Annotated in this window: 16 protein-coding genes and 3 tRNA genes; 5 read left to right on the forward strand and 14 right to left on the reverse strand. The window is 35.6% G+C overall.

Going from position 1 to position 18,299, the window contains the following annotated elements:
• Window positions 1–186: 186 nt before the first annotated feature.
• The 3 genes from BUA89_RS19700 to BUA89_RS19710 all read right to left on the reverse strand — a co-directional run bounded on the left by BUA89_RS19700 (window position 187) and on the right by BUA89_RS19710 (window position 439).
• Window positions 187–270: transfer RNA gene (locus tag BUA89_RS19700), tRNA-Leu, on the reverse strand.
• Window positions 271–275: 5 nt separating this feature from the next.
• Window positions 276–351 (reverse strand) — tRNA-Gly (locus BUA89_RS19705).
• 6 nt (window positions 352–357) lie between these two features.
• Window positions 358–439 (reverse strand) — tRNA-Leu (locus BUA89_RS19710).
• Window positions 440–629: 190 nt separating this feature from the next.
• Between BUA89_RS19710 and BUA89_RS19715 the strand changes: the two genes are divergently transcribed.
• The 3 genes from BUA89_RS19715 (at window position 630) to BUA89_RS19725 (ending at window position 2,601) form a co-directional block, all read left to right on the forward strand.
• The gene (locus tag BUA89_RS19715; RefSeq protein WP_072962787.1) at window positions 630–1,007 is read left to right on the forward strand and encodes a DUF3127 domain-containing protein; all 378 of its coding nucleotides are present in this window, start codon (window positions 630–632) and stop codon (window positions 1,005–1,007) included.
• Between the two features lie 63 nt (window positions 1,008–1,070).
• Window positions 1,071–1,724, forward strand: a complete 654-nt coding sequence (gene aat / locus BUA89_RS19720) for a leucyl/phenylalanyl-tRNA--protein transferase (protein WP_072962790.1) — start codon at window positions 1,071–1,073, stop codon at window positions 1,722–1,724.
• A complete protein-coding gene (locus BUA89_RS19725; RefSeq protein WP_072962794.1) occupies window positions 1,711–2,601 on the forward strand; it encodes a DMT family transporter in 891 nt (296 codons plus the stop codon). Before aat ends, BUA89_RS19725 begins: the two co-directional genes overlap by 14 nt.
• A 93-nt stretch (window positions 2,602–2,694) precedes the next feature.
• On the opposite strand, the gene BUA89_RS19730 is transcribed toward BUA89_RS19725, so the two are convergent.
• The 5 genes from BUA89_RS19730 to BUA89_RS19750 all read right to left on the reverse strand — a co-directional run bounded on the left by BUA89_RS19730 (window position 2,695) and on the right by BUA89_RS19750 (window position 9,186).
• Complete coding sequence (locus BUA89_RS19730) at window positions 2,695–4,083, reverse strand: tetratricopeptide repeat protein (protein WP_072962798.1); 1,389 nt, start codon at window positions 4,081–4,083, stop codon at window positions 2,695–2,697.
• 125 nt (window positions 4,084–4,208) lie between these two features.
• On the reverse strand, window positions 4,209–5,591 hold the full coding sequence (gene glmM / locus BUA89_RS19735; protein ID WP_072962801.1) for a phosphoglucosamine mutase: 1,383 nt from the start codon (window positions 5,589–5,591) through the stop codon (window positions 4,209–4,211).
• Between the two features lie 265 nt (window positions 5,592–5,856).
• The gene (gene feoB, locus BUA89_RS19740; RefSeq protein WP_072962804.1) at window positions 5,857–7,893 is read right to left on the reverse strand and encodes a ferrous iron transport protein B; all 2,037 of its coding nucleotides are present in this window, start codon (window positions 7,891–7,893) and stop codon (window positions 5,857–5,859) included.
• A complete protein-coding gene (locus tag BUA89_RS19745) occupies window positions 7,893–8,147 on the reverse strand; it encodes a FeoA family protein (RefSeq protein WP_072963081.1) in 255 nt (84 codons plus the stop codon). Before BUA89_RS19745 ends, feoB begins: the two co-directional genes overlap by 1 nt.
• 130 nt (window positions 8,148–8,277) lie before the next feature.
• Window positions 8,278–9,186, reverse strand: coding sequence for a GLPGLI family protein (locus BUA89_RS19750; RefSeq protein WP_072962807.1), 909 nt, complete (start codon window positions 9,184–9,186; stop codon window positions 8,278–8,280).
• A 302-nt stretch (window positions 9,187–9,488) separates the two neighbouring features.
• Here BUA89_RS19750 and BUA89_RS19755 point away from each other — a divergent pair, with 302 nt between their 5' ends.
• A complete protein-coding gene (locus BUA89_RS19755; RefSeq protein ID WP_072962810.1) occupies window positions 9,489–9,986 on the forward strand; it encodes a DinB family protein in 498 nt (165 codons plus the stop codon).
• A gap of 70 nt (window positions 9,987–10,056) precedes the next feature.
• Here BUA89_RS19755 and BUA89_RS19760 read toward each other — a convergent pair whose 3' ends face one another.
• Window positions 10,057–12,762 (reverse strand): hypothetical protein, encoded by a 2,706-nt coding sequence (locus BUA89_RS19760; protein ID WP_072962813.1) that lies wholly within the window; start codon window positions 12,760–12,762, stop codon window positions 10,057–10,059.
• Between the two features lie 278 nt (window positions 12,763–13,040).
• Between BUA89_RS19760 and BUA89_RS19765 the strand changes: the two genes are divergently transcribed.
• On the forward strand, window positions 13,041–13,922 hold the full coding sequence (locus BUA89_RS19765; RefSeq protein WP_072962816.1) for a cupin-like domain-containing protein: 882 nt from the start codon (window positions 13,041–13,043) through the stop codon (window positions 13,920–13,922).
• A 32-nt stretch (window positions 13,923–13,954) separates the two neighbouring features.
• On the opposite strand, the gene BUA89_RS19770 is transcribed toward BUA89_RS19765, so the two are convergent.
• From BUA89_RS19770 to BUA89_RS19790, 5 genes are all read right to left on the reverse strand, one after another.
• On the reverse strand, window positions 13,955–14,326 hold the full coding sequence (locus tag BUA89_RS19770; protein WP_143152409.1) for a hypothetical protein: 372 nt from the start codon (window positions 14,324–14,326) through the stop codon (window positions 13,955–13,957).
• A 19-nt stretch (window positions 14,327–14,345) separates the two neighbouring features.
• Window positions 14,346–14,627: a hypothetical protein gene (locus tag BUA89_RS19775; protein WP_072962823.1), complete on the reverse strand. Its 282-nt coding sequence runs from the start codon at window positions 14,625–14,627 to the stop codon at window positions 14,346–14,348.
• Between the two features lie 301 nt (window positions 14,628–14,928).
• Window positions 14,929–16,653, reverse strand: coding sequence for a M14 family metallopeptidase (locus tag BUA89_RS19780; RefSeq protein WP_072962826.1), 1,725 nt, complete (start codon window positions 16,651–16,653; stop codon window positions 14,929–14,931).
• A gap of 359 nt (window positions 16,654–17,012) precedes the next feature.
• Window positions 17,013–17,747 (reverse strand): metallophosphoesterase family protein, encoded by a 735-nt coding sequence (locus BUA89_RS19785; protein ID WP_072962830.1) that lies wholly within the window; start codon window positions 17,745–17,747, stop codon window positions 17,013–17,015.
• Complete coding sequence (locus BUA89_RS19790) at window positions 17,748–18,293, reverse strand: RNA 2'-phosphotransferase (protein ID WP_072962834.1); 546 nt, start codon at window positions 18,291–18,293, stop codon at window positions 17,748–17,750.
• Window positions 18,294–18,299: the final 6 nt, after the last annotated feature.

Consider the following 18,299-nt stretch of genomic DNA (forward strand, 5'->3'; position numbering starts at 1 on the left):
ATAATTCGGGTAAGAATAATTTCAGAATTTCAGCATCATTTAACATTCCACAAAGTTACTATTTTTATTTTCTCCCCAACTTTTGAGACTGATCCGATTTTATTCCATGCAAAAAAGAAATTTGAAGAATCGTTTCGTAAACATCTAAAACAAAAAACCCTCCGTAATAAATTACAGAGGGTCTTGTACCCCAGGCGGGACTTGAACCCGCACGCCAAAAGAGGCACAGGATTTTAAGTCCTGCGTGTCTACCAGTTCCACCACCAGGGCAGGCGTGGAGCGAAAAACGGGATTCGAACCCGCGACCCCAACCTTGGCAAGGTTGTGCTCTACCAGCTGAGCTATTTTCGCATACTGTGCGGATGAAGGGACTCGAACCCCCACGCCTCTCGGCACCAGATCCTAAGTCTGGCGTGGCTACCAATTACACCACATCCGCGTTTTTTATTATGAAAACTTATTTTTTAAAGAACTTGTTTCGTTTTCTCGTTTTCAGTGGTGCAAAGATAGGATAAATTCTTTTACCTCCAAACTTTTCAGCAAAAAAAATTAAAATTTTTACATTTTTTTTTCCACGTACCCTTTATTACGATTGATTTTCTTACTTTTACCACGTTAATAATTACGATATGGAATTACAAGGAACGGTAAAGAAAATATTTGATGCTCAAACATTTGCGAGCGGCTTCCAAAAGAGAGAAATGGTTATTTTGACGCAGGAGCAGTATCCGCAGCCGATAAACATAGAATTTTTATCTGATAAGATCAGTTTATTAGATAATTTAAGAGAAGGAGAGAATGTAAAGGTAGGAATCAACATCAGAGGGAGAGAATGGGTTTCTCCTCAGGGCGAAACAAAATACTTCAACTCTATTACAGGATGGAGAGTAGAAAAAGTTCTTGACAATGCTTCTGAGCCTACTCATGCAGCCCCTTCTCAGTCTGCCTCTTCAGTTTCCAACGAAAATCCTTTTGCCGGAGACGACGATGATGATTTACCTTTTTAATTAAAAGATAATACTGAAAATATAAATCCTGCTTTATTAAGTGGGATTTTTTTTCCTCAAAAAATGGTTCGATTAGACGAAAACGAAATTTCATTCCCCGATCCGCAAGTTTATGACGGACACGAAGGCGTGATTGCATTTGGTGGCGACCTGTCTATAGAAAGAGTTTGGTTTGCTTATCAATTAGGCATTTTTCCCTGGTACAATCCTGAGGAAGAAATTCTTTGGTGGTGTCCCGACCCTAGATTTGTTCTGTATCCGGAAGAGCTGAAGGTTTCAAAATCAATGCGGAAAATATTAAACAGAAACATTTTCACTTTCTCGGAAAATCAGAATTTTAGGGAAGTTATTAAAAATTGCCAGCAAACCAGCAGAAAAGGACAAACCGGAACCTGGCTTTCGGATGAATTAATGGAAGTTTTCATTCAGCTGCATGAATATGGCTTGGCGAAAAGCATCGAAGTGTGGCAGAATGGAGAATTGGTTGGCGGATTTTACGGACTTCAGATCGGCAATGTTTTCTGTGGCGAAAGTATGTTTGCCAAAGTAAGCAATGCTTCCAAAGCAGGATTTATTCATTTTATTGAAACTCATAAAAACGAAATTGAATTCATTGACTGCCAGTCTCATACCGACCACTTAGAAAGTTTAGGCGCCAGAATGATTCCTAAAAAAGAATTTTTAAAAATTTTATACGAAAACAATGAACGCAGATAAAGAAAAATGGATTCTTCTGATAATCTTAAGTATTATCTGGGGATCTTCTTTTATTTTAATTAAAAAATCTTTAGAACATTTCAATCCTTACCAGGTCGGAGCTTTGCGGGTTCTGATTGCCGGAATTATATTAATGCCGATTGCGATTTCCAAGTATAAATTATTCCCGAAAAAACATTTAAAATGGTTGCTTTTGGCAGCATTTACAGGAAATTTCATCCCGATGTTTCTATTCCCGATTGCCGAAACAGAAGTCAGCAGCAGTATTGCCGGAATTATCAATTCGATGATGCCGATTTTTGTGATTATTGTCGGTGCTTTAATCTGGAAATTTGAAACGACCAAACAACAAATCGTCGGAACTTTAATCAGTTTTACAGGGGTTTGCCTGCTCGCGTTCGGAGGTGACGGAGAAGGCGGAAAACTTAAACTGATCCCGATTTTACTGTTACTATTGGCAACATTCTGTTACGCTTTAAGCACTACAACAGTAAAATCTAAACTGATGGAAATTTCTTCCACTGTTTTATCGGCTTTTGTGTTTTCTTTTGTCCTGTTTTTTCCGTCGGTTATTGCCCTTACCTTTACAGGATTTTTTTCAACATTTACTTTTAATGAAGATAATTTAACAGGACTGATGTTTGTAAGTTTATTATCTGTTTTCGGAACCGGACTGGCGATGATGATGAATTATCGACTTCTAAAAGTATCCACTCCTCTTTTTGCATCCACAGTTACTTTACTGATGCCTATTGTAGCGATCATTTGGGGCTTTTTAGACGGTGAAAAGCTAAGTATCATTCAATTTGCAGGAACTGCCATTATTATTGCCGGATTGATCTTTTTAAGGGCAAAACCTAATGTTATAAAAAAATAAATCCTGCATCTCTGCAGGATTTTTATTTGATTTAAAATTTAATGAATTCAAAAACGATTAGGAGTAAAAACTTCCAGCTTTTATCATCGGACTTTAGCCTTCCGAATTTTTCTTCTTAACCTTAGCTTTCGCCTTTTTCACTTCATCTTTAATGAAAGGATATTTTTTCTGCATATCCGAAACCAAAGAAGAATCTAATTCCAAAGCCTTCGAAAGCGCTTCTTTTCCTTTTTCCTGATCTTTAAGATTGAAATAGCAATTGCTTAGCTGATAAAACAGTTCCGCTCTGTGATGTGCCTTTAAAGCGCTATTGAGAATGGTAACCGCTTCCTCATATTCACCCAAAAGCATCAATACTTCAGAGTAAGCATACCAGTTGTAAAACCTGGACGGCTCCACATCAACCAATTTTTTCAGGCAGGAAAGACTTTCTTCAAACCTTCCGGAATCAATGAACAAAAATGCCAGTCTTTTCTGATAATCAAGATTATTTTCATTCAAATGAGTTGCTTCTCTTGCAAAGTGCAAAGCTTCAGACATTCCGCCCATTTCCTCATAAAGATAAGACTGCTCCATCATCGCCAGATAAAACTGAGGGTCTTCTCTCAGCGACTTCTGGAAAAAGTTTAACGATACGGTCGGTTGCTTTAAAGCTTTATAACAAAGACCGATTTTATAGAAGGTAAACGCTTTCGTGTATTCCAATTCCAGCATTTCCTCATACACCTCCACAGCTTTTTTATATTGTCCTAAAGCTTCATAACAAGCCGCTTTATTAGCATATACTCCAACAGAATTTGAATTGATTGCCAATAAATAGTCGTATCCTTTTATTGCTTCTTCGTAATTTTTTCTGTTGAAATAAAACTGGCCGTATTCAAACCAAGCCACCTCGGAGTAGGCAAATTCATCCAAATATTCATTAAGAAAGGCAATCGCCTCCTCGTTCTTATTCAGTTCAGAAAAGCAGATCATAGAGTTTTCTAAAGAATACTCATCTGTAGGATCTTCCTTCAGAGCCTGTCTGTAATGTTTAAGAGCGTTAAAAGGATCTCCTAAATTCACATATTCATCCGCAATAAAATTGTGAAGGAAGTTTTCTTCTTCTTTCAGTTCTAAAGCTTTTTTACAAATTTCAATGGATTTTCTAGGATTTCCTAAATTCGAATAATACTTCGCATAACAAACTAAAAAGTCTGTATTTTCCATAGAAGAACCTTTGAGTTCATCGATGAGTTCTTTCGAAGTATTATAATCTTCCCATTCCAGAAGAATTTCAAGTTTTTTGATCTTGATATCTAAGGAATTGGGATGAAGCTTTAAACCATAACTTACCGCAGTATCGGCATAATTAAAGTCTCCCAGCTCCAGATAATAAACAATAATGTCTTCTAACTCTTCTGTATCAAAGTAGAATTCATCATTGTTTTCCATCATTTCCTCGAACTTTTTTACAAGTTCATTTCCAAAATATTCTTCCAATATAAAACAGTTTTAAGATTTAAGACTTGAGAGATGAGATATACAAATACTCTGTTCTGAAAATCTTAGTACTATAAATTTAATAATAATTACGATTAAAATGATGAAACAGATGTTAATTTTTACTAAATCAGACTATTGATTTTAGCTATCATTTCATCACCCAATCTGTCGGCTTCTTCCTGAGATTTAGCCTCCGTATAGATTCTGATAATCGGTTCTGTGTTCGACTTTCTAAGGTGAACCCAATTGTTTTCAAAATCTATTTTCACTCCATCAACGGTAGAAACCTCTTCATTTTGATATTCTTTTTCCATTTTAGTTAAAATATCATCCACATTAATTTCCGGAGTGAGCTCAATTTTCTTTTTACCCATGAAATAGCTTGGATATCCTGCTCTCAGCTCAGAAACAGTTTTATTTTCTTTTGCCAAATGCGTTAAAAACAATGCTATCCCGACCAAAGAATCTCTTCCGTAATGCAAATCCGGATAAATAATGCCGCCGTTTCCTTCACCGCCGATCACTGCATTTTTCTCCTTCATCAAGGTAACGACGTTTACTTCGCCCACAGCACTTGCAAAATATTCTGAATTATGAGTTTTAGCAACGTCTCTCAAAGCACGGCTTGAAGAAAGATTTGAAATTGCTACCCCATTTTTATTTTTCAATAAATAATCTGCAACGGCAACCAAAGTATATTCTTCCCCAAACATTTCACCTTTTTCATCGATCAAAGCTAATCTGTCAACATCCGGATCTACAACAACTCCTAAGTCAGCGCCTTCTTTTTTCACCAATTCACAGATGTCTCCCAGATGTTCCTTTAACGGTTCAGGATTATGTGGAAAATGACCTGTCGGCTCGCAATATAATTTCACTGTTTCACAACCCAATTTATCCAACAGCATTGGAATTGCGATCCCTCCTGTAGAGTTTACAGCATCTAAAACAACTTTAAAGTTTTTAGATTTAATCGCTTCAACATCTACCATTGGCAAGTCCAGGATTTGCTGAATATGAATATCAAAAGCATCGTCTCTGGTTTCATATTTTCCTAAATCATCCACTTCTGCATAATTGAAGTCCTCGCTTTCAGCCAAAGCCAAAACTTCTGCACCATTTTCGCCACTGATGAATTCTCCTTTATCATTCAATAATTTCAGAGCGTTCCATTGTTTGGGATTATGGGAAGCGGTAAGGATAATTCCCCCGTCTGCTTTTAGTTCCGGAACCATAATTTCTACGGTTGGAGTGGTAGAAAGACCCAAATCAATCACGTTGATTCCAAGCCCCTGTAACGTTGCGGTCACCAGAGAAGAAACCATCTGACCAGAAATTCTGGCGTCTCTTCCGATGATCAACGTTAAATCTTTTTTATTTTTATTATTCTGAAGCCAAGTTCCGAATGCCGAAGCAAATTTTACGACATCCAGCGGTGTTAAGTTATCATTTACTTTTCCGCCGATTGTTCCCCGGATTCCTGAAATACTTTTTATTAATGACATTCTGAGTGTTTTACGCGTTTGATTTTTACTTGTTTTGTGTTTTTAAAACTAGGCAAAATTAGAAAAAATAAAACCAACTCCATTTTTTAGTTTTCCACAGGAATGTTATTTTTTTATGAACATCCGCAATCTTTGTCGCAGTTGGTTCTTTTGGAACTGAACTTCTTAGGCGCAAAATTCTTTCTGAGTATCTTGAATAAAGAATAACATGCAAAAGCAACTACCAGAAAAACGATTACATATTGTAAAATTAATGAAGAGTCCATTATTTTAATATTTGGTACACAAACATCGACACAAAATATGCCAAACCTGTCATCATCACAACCTGAAAGCCAGTCCATTTCCAGCTTTTGGTTTCTCTGTAAACTACTGCAAGTGTAGAAATACACTGCATTGCAAATGCGTAGAATAAAAGCACTGAAACTCCTGTTGCAAAACTGAAGACTTTTTCGCCGTTCGGTTTTACATCTCGTCTCATTTTATCAATTACTTTTACTTCCGGAGCATCATCTTCTAAACTGTATAAAGTAGACATAGTTCCTACAAACACTTCTCGGGCTACAAAACTTGTCAAAATCCCAACTCCCATTTTCCAATCGTAGCCAAGCGGAGCAATTATAGGTTCAATTCCTTTTCCCATTTTTGCCAAATAAGAATGATCTAATTCAACATTTGTGGCAACGAATTGATCCGGTTTTTGTTTTGGCCCGAAATAACTTAAAAACCAAATGATGATACTTACAATGAAAATAATTTTTCCCGCTCCTGTAATGAAATCCCAAACTTTACCCAAAACCATTTTAAAATCGTAAGCAAAAAGAGGTTTTTTATACGTTGGCAAATCCATTACCAAATAGGTCTTCCCTTTATTTTTAATGAATTTATTAAGAATGGCCGCAGAAAATAATGCCACGAAAAATCCTAATAAATACATTCCCATCAAGACCAAAGCTTTGTATTTTATTCCTAGAAAAGTTTTATCAGAAATAATTAATCCAATAATGATACTGTACACGGGAAGCCTTGCAGAACACGTCATAAAAGGCGTGACCAAAATCGTTAATAATCTTTCCTTTAAGTTTTCGATATTTCTTGTTGAAATCACTGCCGGAATCGCACAGGCCGTTCCTGAAACTAAAGGAACAATACTTTTTCCGTTTAATCCGAAAGGCCGTAAAATCCTGTCCATCAAGAAAACAACCCTCGCCATATATCCCGAATCTTCCAATAAATAAAGGAAATATAATAAAATACCAATCTGTGGCGCGAAAATCACAATTCCCCCGATTCCCGGAACAATTCCGTTGGAAACTAATGAATTTAAAGGCCCTTCCGGTAAATGTTCGCCCGTAAAGGCTCCCAGCCAGGCAAATAAATCATCTATCCAATTCATAGGATATTCCGCGAGGAAGAATACACTTTGGAAAATGATTAATAAAATAGCTAAGAAAACAATATATCCCCAGAATTTATGAACGAGGATTTTATCTAATTTCTCCGTCACTAATTCTTTGAACTGAGGTTTTTTGGTAATAACATCTGCAAGAATTTTATCTACTTTCTGATATCTTCTCACCGTTTCCTGAACCTGTAATCTTTTCGGAACCAAGCTTTTTGAATCGGGAGCGTTCATTTGCTCAACAATAGAATCTATTTTTGCCGAATCTGTTCCTAAAGATAAGCTCAGCCAAGCTTTATATTCGTTTTCAAAACCTTTATGAACTGCTACTTTATGAATAAAATCTTTATGTTCATTAGGTATTTCAAAGCTTTGTCCGTTTGAGTTAACGAAATTATTATGTAAAACAGCTTCTTTAATCTCATCAATACCGATTTGCTTCTTAGCATTGGTCTGAATGATTTTAATTCCTAAAGATTCTGAAAATTTTTGAATATCAATGTCAATCCCTCTCCTTTCCGCCTGATCAATCTGATTGACCACCAAAATCATCGGAACTCCCAAATCCTGAATCTGCTGAAATAAAAGCAACCCTCTTTTTAAACTTAATGCTTCCAGAATATAAATAACACCTGCATAATCTTTCTGATGATCCATCAGAAATTTAGAAAAAATGGCCTCATCTTCCGAACTTGGATAAATACTGTAAGATCCAGGCAAATCGACAATTTCAACCTCCTCATTCTTATATGTATAGTTTCCGGAATGGCTTGCTACCGTAACCCCTGCATAATTTCCGGTCTTTTGCTTCTTGTCGCTGCACAGCGCATTGAAAACCGTTGATTTTCCAACATTAGGATTTCCGACTAAAAGTACCTGTTTTTTCTTGTTTTCCTGCATCAATTCAATTCTTCAACAATAATAAAATCTCCCTCCTCTTCACGAAGAGCGATACGGCTTTTTTCTTCTCCAAACTCTACATACATCGGTCCGCTGAAAGGTGCCTGATACAAAATCCTGAACGAGGTTTCCGGAAGAAGCCCCATTTCTATGATCTTGTTGGGCATTTTAAGACTGTCATTATCATACCCCAGAATTTTCCCCATTTTGTTTTTGGGAAATCTGCTCAACTTATGTAAATCCTTCACTTTCAAAGCCAATTTTGTATCTGCAAATATACGCTATTTAAATTTAATCTAAATAACAGGTTTTATGAAAGAAATCAACCCAAACACAAGAATGCATTTGGGTTGATTTAAATATAATTTAGTTGATATGAAATGTTTATTTTTTCTTCTTGTCTGTCGTTTGAACAGTTATTTCAATCGGATTATCATTGGCACTGAAAAAATCTTTATACATTTTCTCCTGTTTCTTCATCATATCTCCCACAGTTCCGTCCATACCCGGGATCGTCTGAGACATTATCGCCTGTGTCATCATAGGCCTTGCGGACGCAAAAGGATCTTTCTTGAAATCGTTGAATGTTTTTTCGAATTTCTCTCTTGGCATTTCCGTTACCTTCAAGCTAAGGTTGGAAAGTTTTTCCATGTATGTTAATTCGTCCCAGTTCGGAACTTTTTTATTCCCCTGAAGTACCCAAGAATAGTTTTTACCTTCGTCTTCAATTTTTACGATTAGCCCCGGAAGTCCTGAAAACTTGTAAGGGCCGTCCTGAAACGGAAGATCTGTAGTGAACCAAGCTATCCACTTTCTGCCTCCGAATTCAGTCGTTGCCTTCTGTGTATTGTATTCTCCGATCTTCGCTTTATCATTGGATATTTTCCACTCGAATTTCGGTGTATCTGTATACGCTATACTCATTGGTGAGAATCCGCTTGCAATTCTTTCTACATACTGCAGCTTCATATCCGGATAATGCTTTACGATTTTCTCTGAAAACTTTGGCATTTTGAAAGATTTCGATAAATCCTTAAACACTCCCGCTTTCTGCATGGCTTCAAACTGAACTTTAAGAATTGAATCCTGACCTACAGCCGTAAAGTCTCTGTAAACCGATCTGTCCTTTACGATGTCAAGGGCCGCCATTACCTTATCAAGCTTTGCAGAATCTTTTTTAGGTTTAAATGTTAATTCGTAAAAGAAACGGTTGGCAGTTTCTTTCGATTCGTTATCCTGAGCGCTTGCAAAAGCGAAAATAGCAATAAAGAATATTGAAAATAGTTTTTTCATTTTTTATACTGTTTATACAATTAGTTCTCAGATGTAAGAATATGTTACAGATTTTTTTGATTTATTTTTTTTAATATAGTTTCCCACCAATTTTATGGATAGTCTCAGGTCATTGAGAATATAACTTTACCGTTCAATGAACAGAAAAATCCATTTCCTTTTTTTGGATTTTTCCTTTTTGAAACACATCTTCCCAAATGACATTCAATATATTAATAATCCCGTATTCGAAATTTTTGATTTTATTAAAATATTTTATTCGTTAAAAATCTTAACTTTAAAATGCTAAAAACAAAATTATTATGGACACTTTATCACAATTTAAAAACGAGCTTCAGGACGAATATCAGACCACCCGAAAGTTTTTTGAAGTTTATCCAGAGGGTAAAAATGATTATGCGCCTCATGAAAAAAGCATGAAAATGATGCACCTTGCCACGCATATCGGTGAAGTTTTCGGCTGGGCAGATGTAATGTTGAAAACGTCTGATCTGGATTTTGCAACAACAGATTATAAACCCAAACAACTTTTGACAAGGGAAGATCTGCTGAAAGTTTTGGATGAAAATTACAAACTGAGTACAGAAGCTTTAAACAGTGCCAAAGAAAATGACCTCACCGAAACCTGGGCTTTGAAAAACAATGGAGAAGAGCTGGCTAAATGGACGAAATATGGCTCTATCCGTCACAGCCTGAATCAGATTACGCACCATCGGGCACAGTTGGGTGTATATTACAGACTGAATGATATTCCGTTGCCGGGAAGCTATGGTCCGTCTGCGGATAATCCGAATTTTTAAATTAAGCTATGATTTCAATAAAAAACCAATCTCGCTGAGATTGGTTTTTCTATTTATTTGTTTTATTTTTTTATTTAAAATTGAATTTTACAGTAAACATTACCTGGCTTGGACGAAGCTGGATTCTTGTGTAAGAAATATTGCTTGTATTAATATCATATGTTTCAAATACTTTTTTATTGGCTATATTCATCCATTTCACTTCGAAATCAATTTTCTTTTTAGCCCACGTAAACTGATAGGACAGATCATAGAATCCATTGTTATATTTTTCATTAGCAGCATTTGTATTTACCTGGTCCCAGTTAAATCCAATTGTATGATTTTCGATCGGATAGAAGAAAAGGCCTAAATTATGTGTAAATCCTTTTCTTGCAGCATTAGAAATTACCCGTCCTGTGCTTGTCTGTTTTGTTCTGGAGAAACTTGCATTATAATCAATACTCATCCAGCTGAAATAAGTATTATTGAACTTCACACCCATTGATTGACTGTTATTCTTGTTTGTATAAGAATCATTATTCAGAAAAGCATCAGATTTTGCCGTATTATTACTATAGCTTACAGAAGCATTCGTTTTAAATTTTGGAAAATATTTTCCTACTTCAAGATTATATCCATTGTTTAGTATATGATTATCTCTCTCTAAATATTCCATAACAGTATAACCTCCAACGATTGTCGGATTAGATATTAAGTTTCTTTTTGCGTCTGAATATCTATAATTAATATTAAAGAATAAATTATTCAATGGGTTTCTGTACTCTATCCTTGTACCCGCAGATTTATTATTATTTTGAGGAATCGGGTTGTTAGGATTCATCGTGCTGATTCCGTTTGGTGAAGTCATTAAAAATCCGGAATATGCCGTGTTAATTTCCCCAAAATTGTTGTTGATATTTGCATTTACTGATGCTTTCCAAAAAGAGGCAAATGTATATTGAGCAAAAATACTGGGTTCAAATGTTACTTTATTTACTTCTTTATTTACTAATCTTAAAGGATCTTCTGCCTTAATGTTGTTTGAATTAACCGGGAAATTGGCATATAACATCCAGGAATCGTTTTTATAATTTACTCCCAAGCTTCCATATGGTGTCGCAGTAGTATAACTTAAATCATTGTTGTATTGTGAAACTGGTGTAGCATTTGGACTGGTAAAAGGATTTGTTATAATATTTGACAAGCTCGAAACTAAATCAGTCGATTTAAAATTAAATCCAACTTCTGGAGTAAATGTCCATCCTTTTGTAGAAAAACCAATATTTGCAGAGTGATTCGCTTCAAAAGTTTTAAGCCTTAAATTTTGACTTACAAAATCCGTAGATGTAGGAAGAAATCCAGGAATTTCCAAATAAGATGACGGAGAAACATCCAGGCTTTGTCTATCCGTCTGATAGCTTATGTATGACAAGATATTTACCATTTTTTCTTTCCAGGGAATGATTGTACTCAATGAGTTTTGGAAAGATGTAGTAGGTGATTCTACTGCTTCTTCCCCATGTCTTGTAGAGTTAGTAGAACTATTAAGCGTTCTGTCAACAATTCCTCGGTCTGCATTCCAATATTGAGAAAAGCTTGTGGTATTTTTGAAAAATCCTTTTTTAGCATTTTTTGTAAAAATTAATTCTCCTTTTGCCTTATCTGTATAGAAATTATTGTGAATATTTTGCAATACTGTCGATGCAGGAGTATCTGTCGTAGCAAAATAATCTGTTTTGCTATAAGATTCTCTTTCAACAGCATTATTTGTATAGTTTGCATTTGCTTTCAGCTCCCATTCTTTTTTCTTATCAATATTGGTAAGGTAGTTTGCAGAGATATAATGAACACTGTTCATGAGATATCTTTTTACAGGAAGATTTGGTGTGCTCGCATTTTCTACATTCAGCCAGTCGTTTTGAGAAGCGTTGATCCTTTTTCCTTCGAATCTGTTTCCAAAAGACAGAATATTTCCTTCATTTTCTACCTGCTCTCCTGTATTATTCGATTTGTAGTTCACTACCCACTGGCTTTTCTGTCCGAAAAACATGGGCGTTAATTTAACGTTCCACAGTAAAGGGCTTCCGCCAACTCCGACTTCTCCTCTACCTGTCATCGTTACTGAATTTTTTAGTTTGATGTTGATCGCTGCCTGATCAGAGGGTACTTTATCCTGCAATATTTTTACGGGTTGGTGATTTTCCAGAACCTCCACCTTTTGTACGGCGTCTTTCGGAAGCGAGTTGTTGATTGTTCCGTATCCTCCTTCCATCAAGTCTTTTCCGTTGACATAGAATTTATTGATCGCGTTGCCCTGGTAAAGAATCGTTCCGTCTGTATTGACTTCAATTCCCGGCATTTTTTTCAGAACATCGGCTAACGTTCTGTCGCTTTTGCTGTCGAAAGCTTTAAGGTCGTATGAAATGGTATCTCCTCTTGCGGTAACCATTTTGGTTTTAAGCTTTACTTCTTTAATTTCTGTGGCTTCCCCCTGCATCTGAAAGGTTAAGGTCTGATCGCTGTTGCTTATTTGCTTGGTAACAGGCTTCTGATTAAACGCTTTTACTTTTAGATCTACATTGGGTTCTGCAGATGTGAAGGTTACTTTATATTCCCCTTTCGCATTGGTAATCCCATACGCAAGAATCGCATCTTTGCCCGGTTCTTCCACTGTTACACTTGCACTGGGAATTGCCACGCCGTCTTCATCTGTAATTTTTCCTGAGACGGTTTTCTGTGCAAAGGACAGCACGGAGAAAAAAATCATCAGGAATACAGAAATTCTCTTTTTCATAATTTATTATTTGCCTAATTAGTTATTGGTTATTATTTTTTGTTACACATCATTAAAGATTGATTTAAATGCAAAAGGTTAAAACCATTTTTTATAACTACAAACATAGTGATAATTTTCGAGTTTGTTTTCCTAAATTGAGTTTCCATTGTAAAGCATTGTGGTATATTTATTTAGTCTAAATAGTTAAAAATGATTTGAATCATAGATTAAAAAATACTTAAAGATGTTAACATATATTTTTATTTAATAATTTTGTAACATTAAACTTTTAAAAAATGGGAATTAATTTAAAGCCTATAGATATAGTAGATGACATTACACAACAAGAGTTTATCGAAAAATATCTAAAGCCGAGAAAGCCTGTTGTTATTAAAAACATGGCGAAAAAATGGCCTGCGTACCAGAAATGGACAATGGAATATATGAAGGAGGTGGTAGGAGATGTGGAAGTTCCGTTGTACGACAGCTCGAAGGCAGATCCTGCTGCTCCCATTAATACACCTAGCGCAAAAATGAAGTTTGCGGATTATATCGATCTTATTCAGAGAGAACCTACGGATCTGAGAATTTTCTTTTTTGATCCTATAAAACATGCCAATAAGCTTCTTAATGACTACATTTCTCCAAAAGAATTAATGGGCGGGTTCTTAGATAAATATCCATCCATGTTTTTTGGCGGAAAAGGCTCGGTAACCTTCCTTCATTATGATATTGATATGGCACATATCTTTCACACACATTTTAACGGAAGAAAACATGTGAAACTTTTCGAATATAAATGGAGAGAAAGGCTGTATCAGCTTCCATATGCAACGTATGCATTAGAAGATTATGACATTGACAATCCTGATTTTGAGAAATTTCCAGCTTTGGATGGTATTGAGGGAATTGAATGTTTCCTGGAGCATGGTGACACACTGTTTATGCCAACCGGATGGTGGCACTGGATGAAATATTTAGACGGAAGCTTCTCTATTTCTTTAAGAGCCTGGGATAAATCCTGGGCGGTGAAAGCGCATTCTCTATGGAATCTTACTGTTCAGCGTAAATTTGACGACATCATGAAGAAAAACTTCAAAAAGAAGTACATGGACTGGAAAGAAAAAGTAGCCATCAAACGAGCAGAAATTGCTTATAAAAGAGGTTTACCAAAATAACACAAAAGACGTTTCTATTTGAAGCGTCTTTTTTATTTTTCAAATTTTAACAACAGCTCTTCCATATTTCTTGTAATCTCATTACAGGAAAGACAGGCTTCATTTCCATCCTGAAAAAACCATCGGCACTGTGAACGGATCGGGCAAAATGACAATTCTTTATTTTGATTTAAAGCCAAATTCTGAACTTTTGTGGATAAAGAGCATTTCGATTCTTCATGATTCCATTGGGCACAACCTTTTTCTACACATTTCCCTGTAAAACGAAATCTTTGTTCGAGATTTTCATTCTGTTCAAGAAAATCTTCTGTAACGGTAAGAGGTGTAATAAACTGCACTTTTCCGTCTTTATTGACGACTCCAAAAAGCTGTGCCCCAACTTTTCCAACGTAACTGGGGCACATCTTTTTTGAAGAATTGAAACTAGCCTCCATATCCTTTTATCTTGGTCTGGATGTCCAATATCTGCTTGTTAAAGTCTATTCCCGGCTTGAAAATAATAATTCCCCAAGGAAACCAGTCTTTCACTTTCAAAGGTCTTATCAGCTCCCTGAAATTTCTATGAGCGCCAAAAGCCTGGGTGTTGTCTACTTTTGAGAGTTCAGAAAGCACGACATTCTGAATTCCTCTGTCGATGTTTTTTAGCTGTTCGTCTGTAAGGTCAACGCCTTCCAATGAAACGAAAAATTGCTTTTTAGTTGCCATAAATGTTAGTTTTTATTGGTTTTCAGTAAAGCAAATTTCGTCTGATAAAAATTAAATTTCATCAGTAAAAACAACAATTTCACGTGTGAAAATTACGGAAATTACTATTTGATTATCAGTAATTTAATCATAACTAAAAATTATCTGAGCTTCGTCATTTCGAGTAACGGAATAAAATGGAGTGTATCGAGAAGTTTAGTTTAATTGAAGGTTCTCGATACAATTTTCCTACGCTTTGCTTTGAAAAATCACCCGGAGTGACGAAGCATAGCCTCAAATTTTGGGCAATTTATTTTTCAACTTATAAAATTCTATAAATCGGATACTGTCTGAAAGTTTTTTCTTCGAAAGAAGGAGAATTTCTGTAAATCCAGTTCAGTTGTGCTGTTCCGTCGTCGGCAAATTTTTTATCTGATGCTTTTTGGGCTTCGAATTTTTGTTTCAGATCTTTGTCTTTTTTCAATAATTCTGCTGCTGTATCTTCAAAAATATACGTTGAATAGTATTCTTTCTGTGTTAAAATTCCGTCAAAGAAATTCCAGTTGAAAAATGAATCTAATGCTTCTGGTTCTAAGGTTTCGATGATATATTTCACCCCTTCCTGATTCGTCGGGACGATGTAATCTCCTGCAGAAAAATTTAAGTTTTTATTAGATTTCTCAACCGTTGTCTCAAAATGTGAATAATGACCTTCGTAAGGATTTTTTACAGTTTTAAAATCATTAATTTTATAAGCTTCAACGGCAATTGTACTGTCTTTCTGAATCGGTTTCATCTGAATCTGATTTCTTTTCAATTCTTCAATGACACGATATTGCGACTGAGGAATCACATAATATTTAGGAATCGTGATATATCCCGTCGGAACTGCCGTTGTGAACAGCTTTATCTTCTTCGTAAACGGTTTATTTCGATCATAATACAATCTTGGCTTTCCGGAAATTTCGCTTGGCTTATATTTTCCTTCAAAACCCTTAAAATCCATTGTAGAATATTTCGTAGAATCTATTTTCCAGCGAATTCCATATTGTTTTCCGGCTTGATATTGCTTTAAATTTTCAATTCTAAGCTGTTTGATCTTTTTATAATCCTTATCTAAATTCTGAAGATTTACGAGTATATATTTGTACGTTGCATCTACTCTTTTGTCATAAGGTTTCAGCATATGTGTCTCTGGAACCGTTCCCAAAGAATTGAATAAAGTCGTGTAACCTGTAGAATATCTCGGAGAATCTTCGAACGAAGCAAAACCAACCTCCGGAACGTCACCGTGAATATTGACATACGGTGTACTTTCGTAACCTAATTTCCTTAGATCTTCAAGATTTTTAGCCTGATAATTATGGTAAAAATATTCACCCAAAACATGTCCCAAACGTTCTTTAAAAGTTGAAATATAAGTAAAAGTATACTGATAATCTGCCCCGTTACTTACATGATTGTCAATAAAAACATCCGGCTTCAGCCATTGATAAATTTCCTGAAAACTTCTTGCATTTTTTGTATCAGCTTTAATAAAATCACGGTTTAGATCATAATTTCGGGCATTCCCTCTAAACCCATATTGCTCAGGACCATTTTGATTAGCTCTGGAAAACGAACCACGATTCAGCATTCCGCTTACATTGTACGCTGAGATCGCTGCAATAATAAAATTTTGTGGAGTTTTGATTTTCTTTGTCGCTAAATCCCGCATCAACATCATTGTGGCATCAATCCCGTCAGGTTCGCCGGGATGAATTCCGTTATTGACCAATAAAATTGCTTTTTCTTTTCTTAGTTTTTCTACATCTTTTTCAGGAAAAGGATTGTAAATAACAATGTAAATTGGTTTTCCGTTGTCGTCTTCGCCTTTTTTCAGATACTGAATGGTATTGAAGTTATTCGCTAAATTTTGATAATACACATTCATCTCATCATAAGTAACGGTTTGGTTTCCATTTCCTTTTTCGAAAGGCGTCTGAAATTGAGTCTGTGCAAAGGTTAAAATTGAGCCAAGAAAAAATATGAGATATTTCAGTTTCATTGAGGTAATATTTCGAGCTTTAAAATTACTTTCTTTTTTCTAAAACTGAAAAATCGATGATTTTTTTACCGAAAAGGTCGCAAAGATTTTATTTACATTTGTTCTGTATATTATTCGTTCACAAAGGCGTTTCACTCAGCAAAGGCTGAATGTTGAATTTTTAATTATTGCGTGCGGCTTGTTATTCTAACGCAGGAAGAATCTCAACTTTATTTTTAGAGCTTCTTCACTTCTGAACTTCGTTCGTAACCTTCAGTTTATGTTCGGAATGATAAAATTGATGTATATTTTATTCTCGCAGATTTTGCAGATAGCGAAGATGTTTATATTTAATACCTTAGCGGTTTTTAGGTCTTACATTAATCGTTATTTCTCCCTTTTTCATCAGGGTATAAATTAGGAAGCGGGTCGCTTTGCCAGAATTCTTTGGTATCAACATCCATAATGGTCAATGCTCCGGTAAATGCAGCTCCGGTATCTAAATTCCATACATTGGCTTTATTGATCGGTTCTTTGATTCCCAAATGCAAAGTCGGCGTATGGCCAATGAAAATTTCATTGTATAAAAGCAATCTCTTCGGATACAATTCAGAATTTTTAGATAGTTTTTGATCCATCGCAACGGCGGTTTCCCACAGTGTTCTGTCCCAACGGTAATTGCTGGAATAGACTTCTTTTTCAGGGCCGTGCATAGAAGAATAACCGGCATGAATAAACAAGCGGTTATCTTCGTCGATATAATAATTTTTCATTCGTTGAAAAAATTCCAAATGGGTTTCCAATTTTTCTAAAGAATACTGAGAATAACTATCAACCGTGCTTTGTCCCCCATTGAAAAGCCAGATATCAGGAGCATTTCCGAAAGAAAGCCAGTCTTCCGTCCATTCATCATGATTTCCTTTGATGAAAATACATTCCTGCTTTTCTGAGAGTTCAATCAGAAATTGGATGATTTTGGAAGACTCACTCCAGCCATCGACATAATCTCCAAGAAAAATTAATTTATCATTTTCAGTGACATTGGCTCTTTCCAAAACCTGTTTCAAAGCTTTGAACCCTCCGTGAATGTCGCCTATTGCTAATGTTCTTTTCATTTAATTTGAAATATATTTAGCATCCACAAAATCAGTCAGCCAGACATTATTTTCGGAAAGATAAAACTCAATTCCATCATTAAACATCTCTTTTGTTTTAATAATCAAAATAAGAGGTTTTCCGTGACGCATTCCGACTTTGGTAGCGGTTTCCTTATCCTGGCTTAAATGAACATGTTGCCGGTTTCTTTTTTCGATTCCTTTTTCTAAAATAGAATCCCTATTTATTTCAGCCGTTCCGTGATACAAAAATTCCGGCGGTTGCTGTGGTTTCAATGCTAAATCAATATCAATCGAATGCCCTTGGTTTGCCCGGATTCTGGTTTTATCTTCATTAAAAATAAAACGTTTTTTATCGTTGGTTTCCACCATTTCTTCGAGTTCTTCGAAGGTAAAGCCTTCGTAGGAATCTCTTTTTGATTTTGTTATTAATTCATCCACGCTTGTCCAGCCGTTTTCATCTAAATTTAAATTGATAATTTCAGGTTTATGTCTTAGAACTAAGCTGATAAATTTGCTTATTTTTTTCTTTCTTTGTTCGTTCATGGTTAA

This window comes from Chryseobacterium arachidis (genome assembly GCF_900129245.1).
Classification (GTDB): Bacteria; Bacteroidota; Bacteroidia; order Flavobacteriales; family Weeksellaceae; genus Chryseobacterium; species Chryseobacterium arachidis.

Bases quoted from the DNA above. Each gene is read 5' to 3' on its own strand.
- BUA89_RS19715 (WP_072962787.1), top strand. From the start codon at position 630: ATGGAATTACAAGGAACGGTAAAGAAAATATTTGATGCTCAAACATTT.
- aat (WP_072962790.1), top strand. From the start codon at position 1,071: ATGGTTCGATTAGACGAAAACGAAATTTCATTCCCCGATCCGCAAGTT.
- BUA89_RS19725 (WP_072962794.1), top strand. From the start codon at position 1,711: ATGAACGCAGATAAAGAAAAATGGATTCTTCTGATAATCTTAAGTATT.
- glmM (WP_072962801.1), bottom strand. From the start codon at position 5,591: ATGTCATTAATAAAAAGTATTTCAGGAATCCGGGGAACAATCGGCGGA.
- feoB (WP_072962804.1), bottom strand. From the start codon at position 7,893: ATGCAGGAAAACAAGAAAAAACAGGTACTTTTAGTCGGAAATCCTAAT.
- BUA89_RS19750 (WP_072962807.1), bottom strand. From the start codon at position 9,186: ATGAAAAAACTATTTTCAATATTCTTTATTGCTATTTTCGCTTTTGCA.
- BUA89_RS19755 (WP_072962810.1), top strand. From the start codon at position 9,489: ATGGACACTTTATCACAATTTAAAAACGAGCTTCAGGACGAATATCAG.
- BUA89_RS19760 (WP_072962813.1), bottom strand. From the start codon at position 12,762: ATGAAAAAGAGAATTTCTGTATTCCTGATGATTTTTTTCTCCGTGCTG.
- BUA89_RS19765 (WP_072962816.1), top strand. From the start codon at position 13,041: ATGGGAATTAATTTAAAGCCTATAGATATAGTAGATGACATTACACAA.
- BUA89_RS19770 (WP_143152409.1), bottom strand. From the start codon at position 14,326: ATGTGCCCCAGTTACGTTGGAAAAGTTGGGGCACAGCTTTTTGGAGTC.
- BUA89_RS19775 (WP_072962823.1), bottom strand. From the start codon at position 14,627: ATGGCAACTAAAAAGCAATTTTTCGTTTCATTGGAAGGCGTTGACCTT.
- BUA89_RS19780 (WP_072962826.1), bottom strand. From the start codon at position 16,653: ATGAAACTGAAATATCTCATATTTTTTCTTGGCTCAATTTTAACCTTT.
- BUA89_RS19785 (WP_072962830.1), bottom strand. From the start codon at position 17,747: ATGAAAAGAACATTAGCAATAGGCGACATTCACGGAGGGTTCAAAGCT.
- BUA89_RS19790 (WP_072962834.1), bottom strand. From the start codon at position 18,293: ATGAACGAACAAAGAAAGAAAAAAATAAGCAAATTTATCAGCTTAGTT.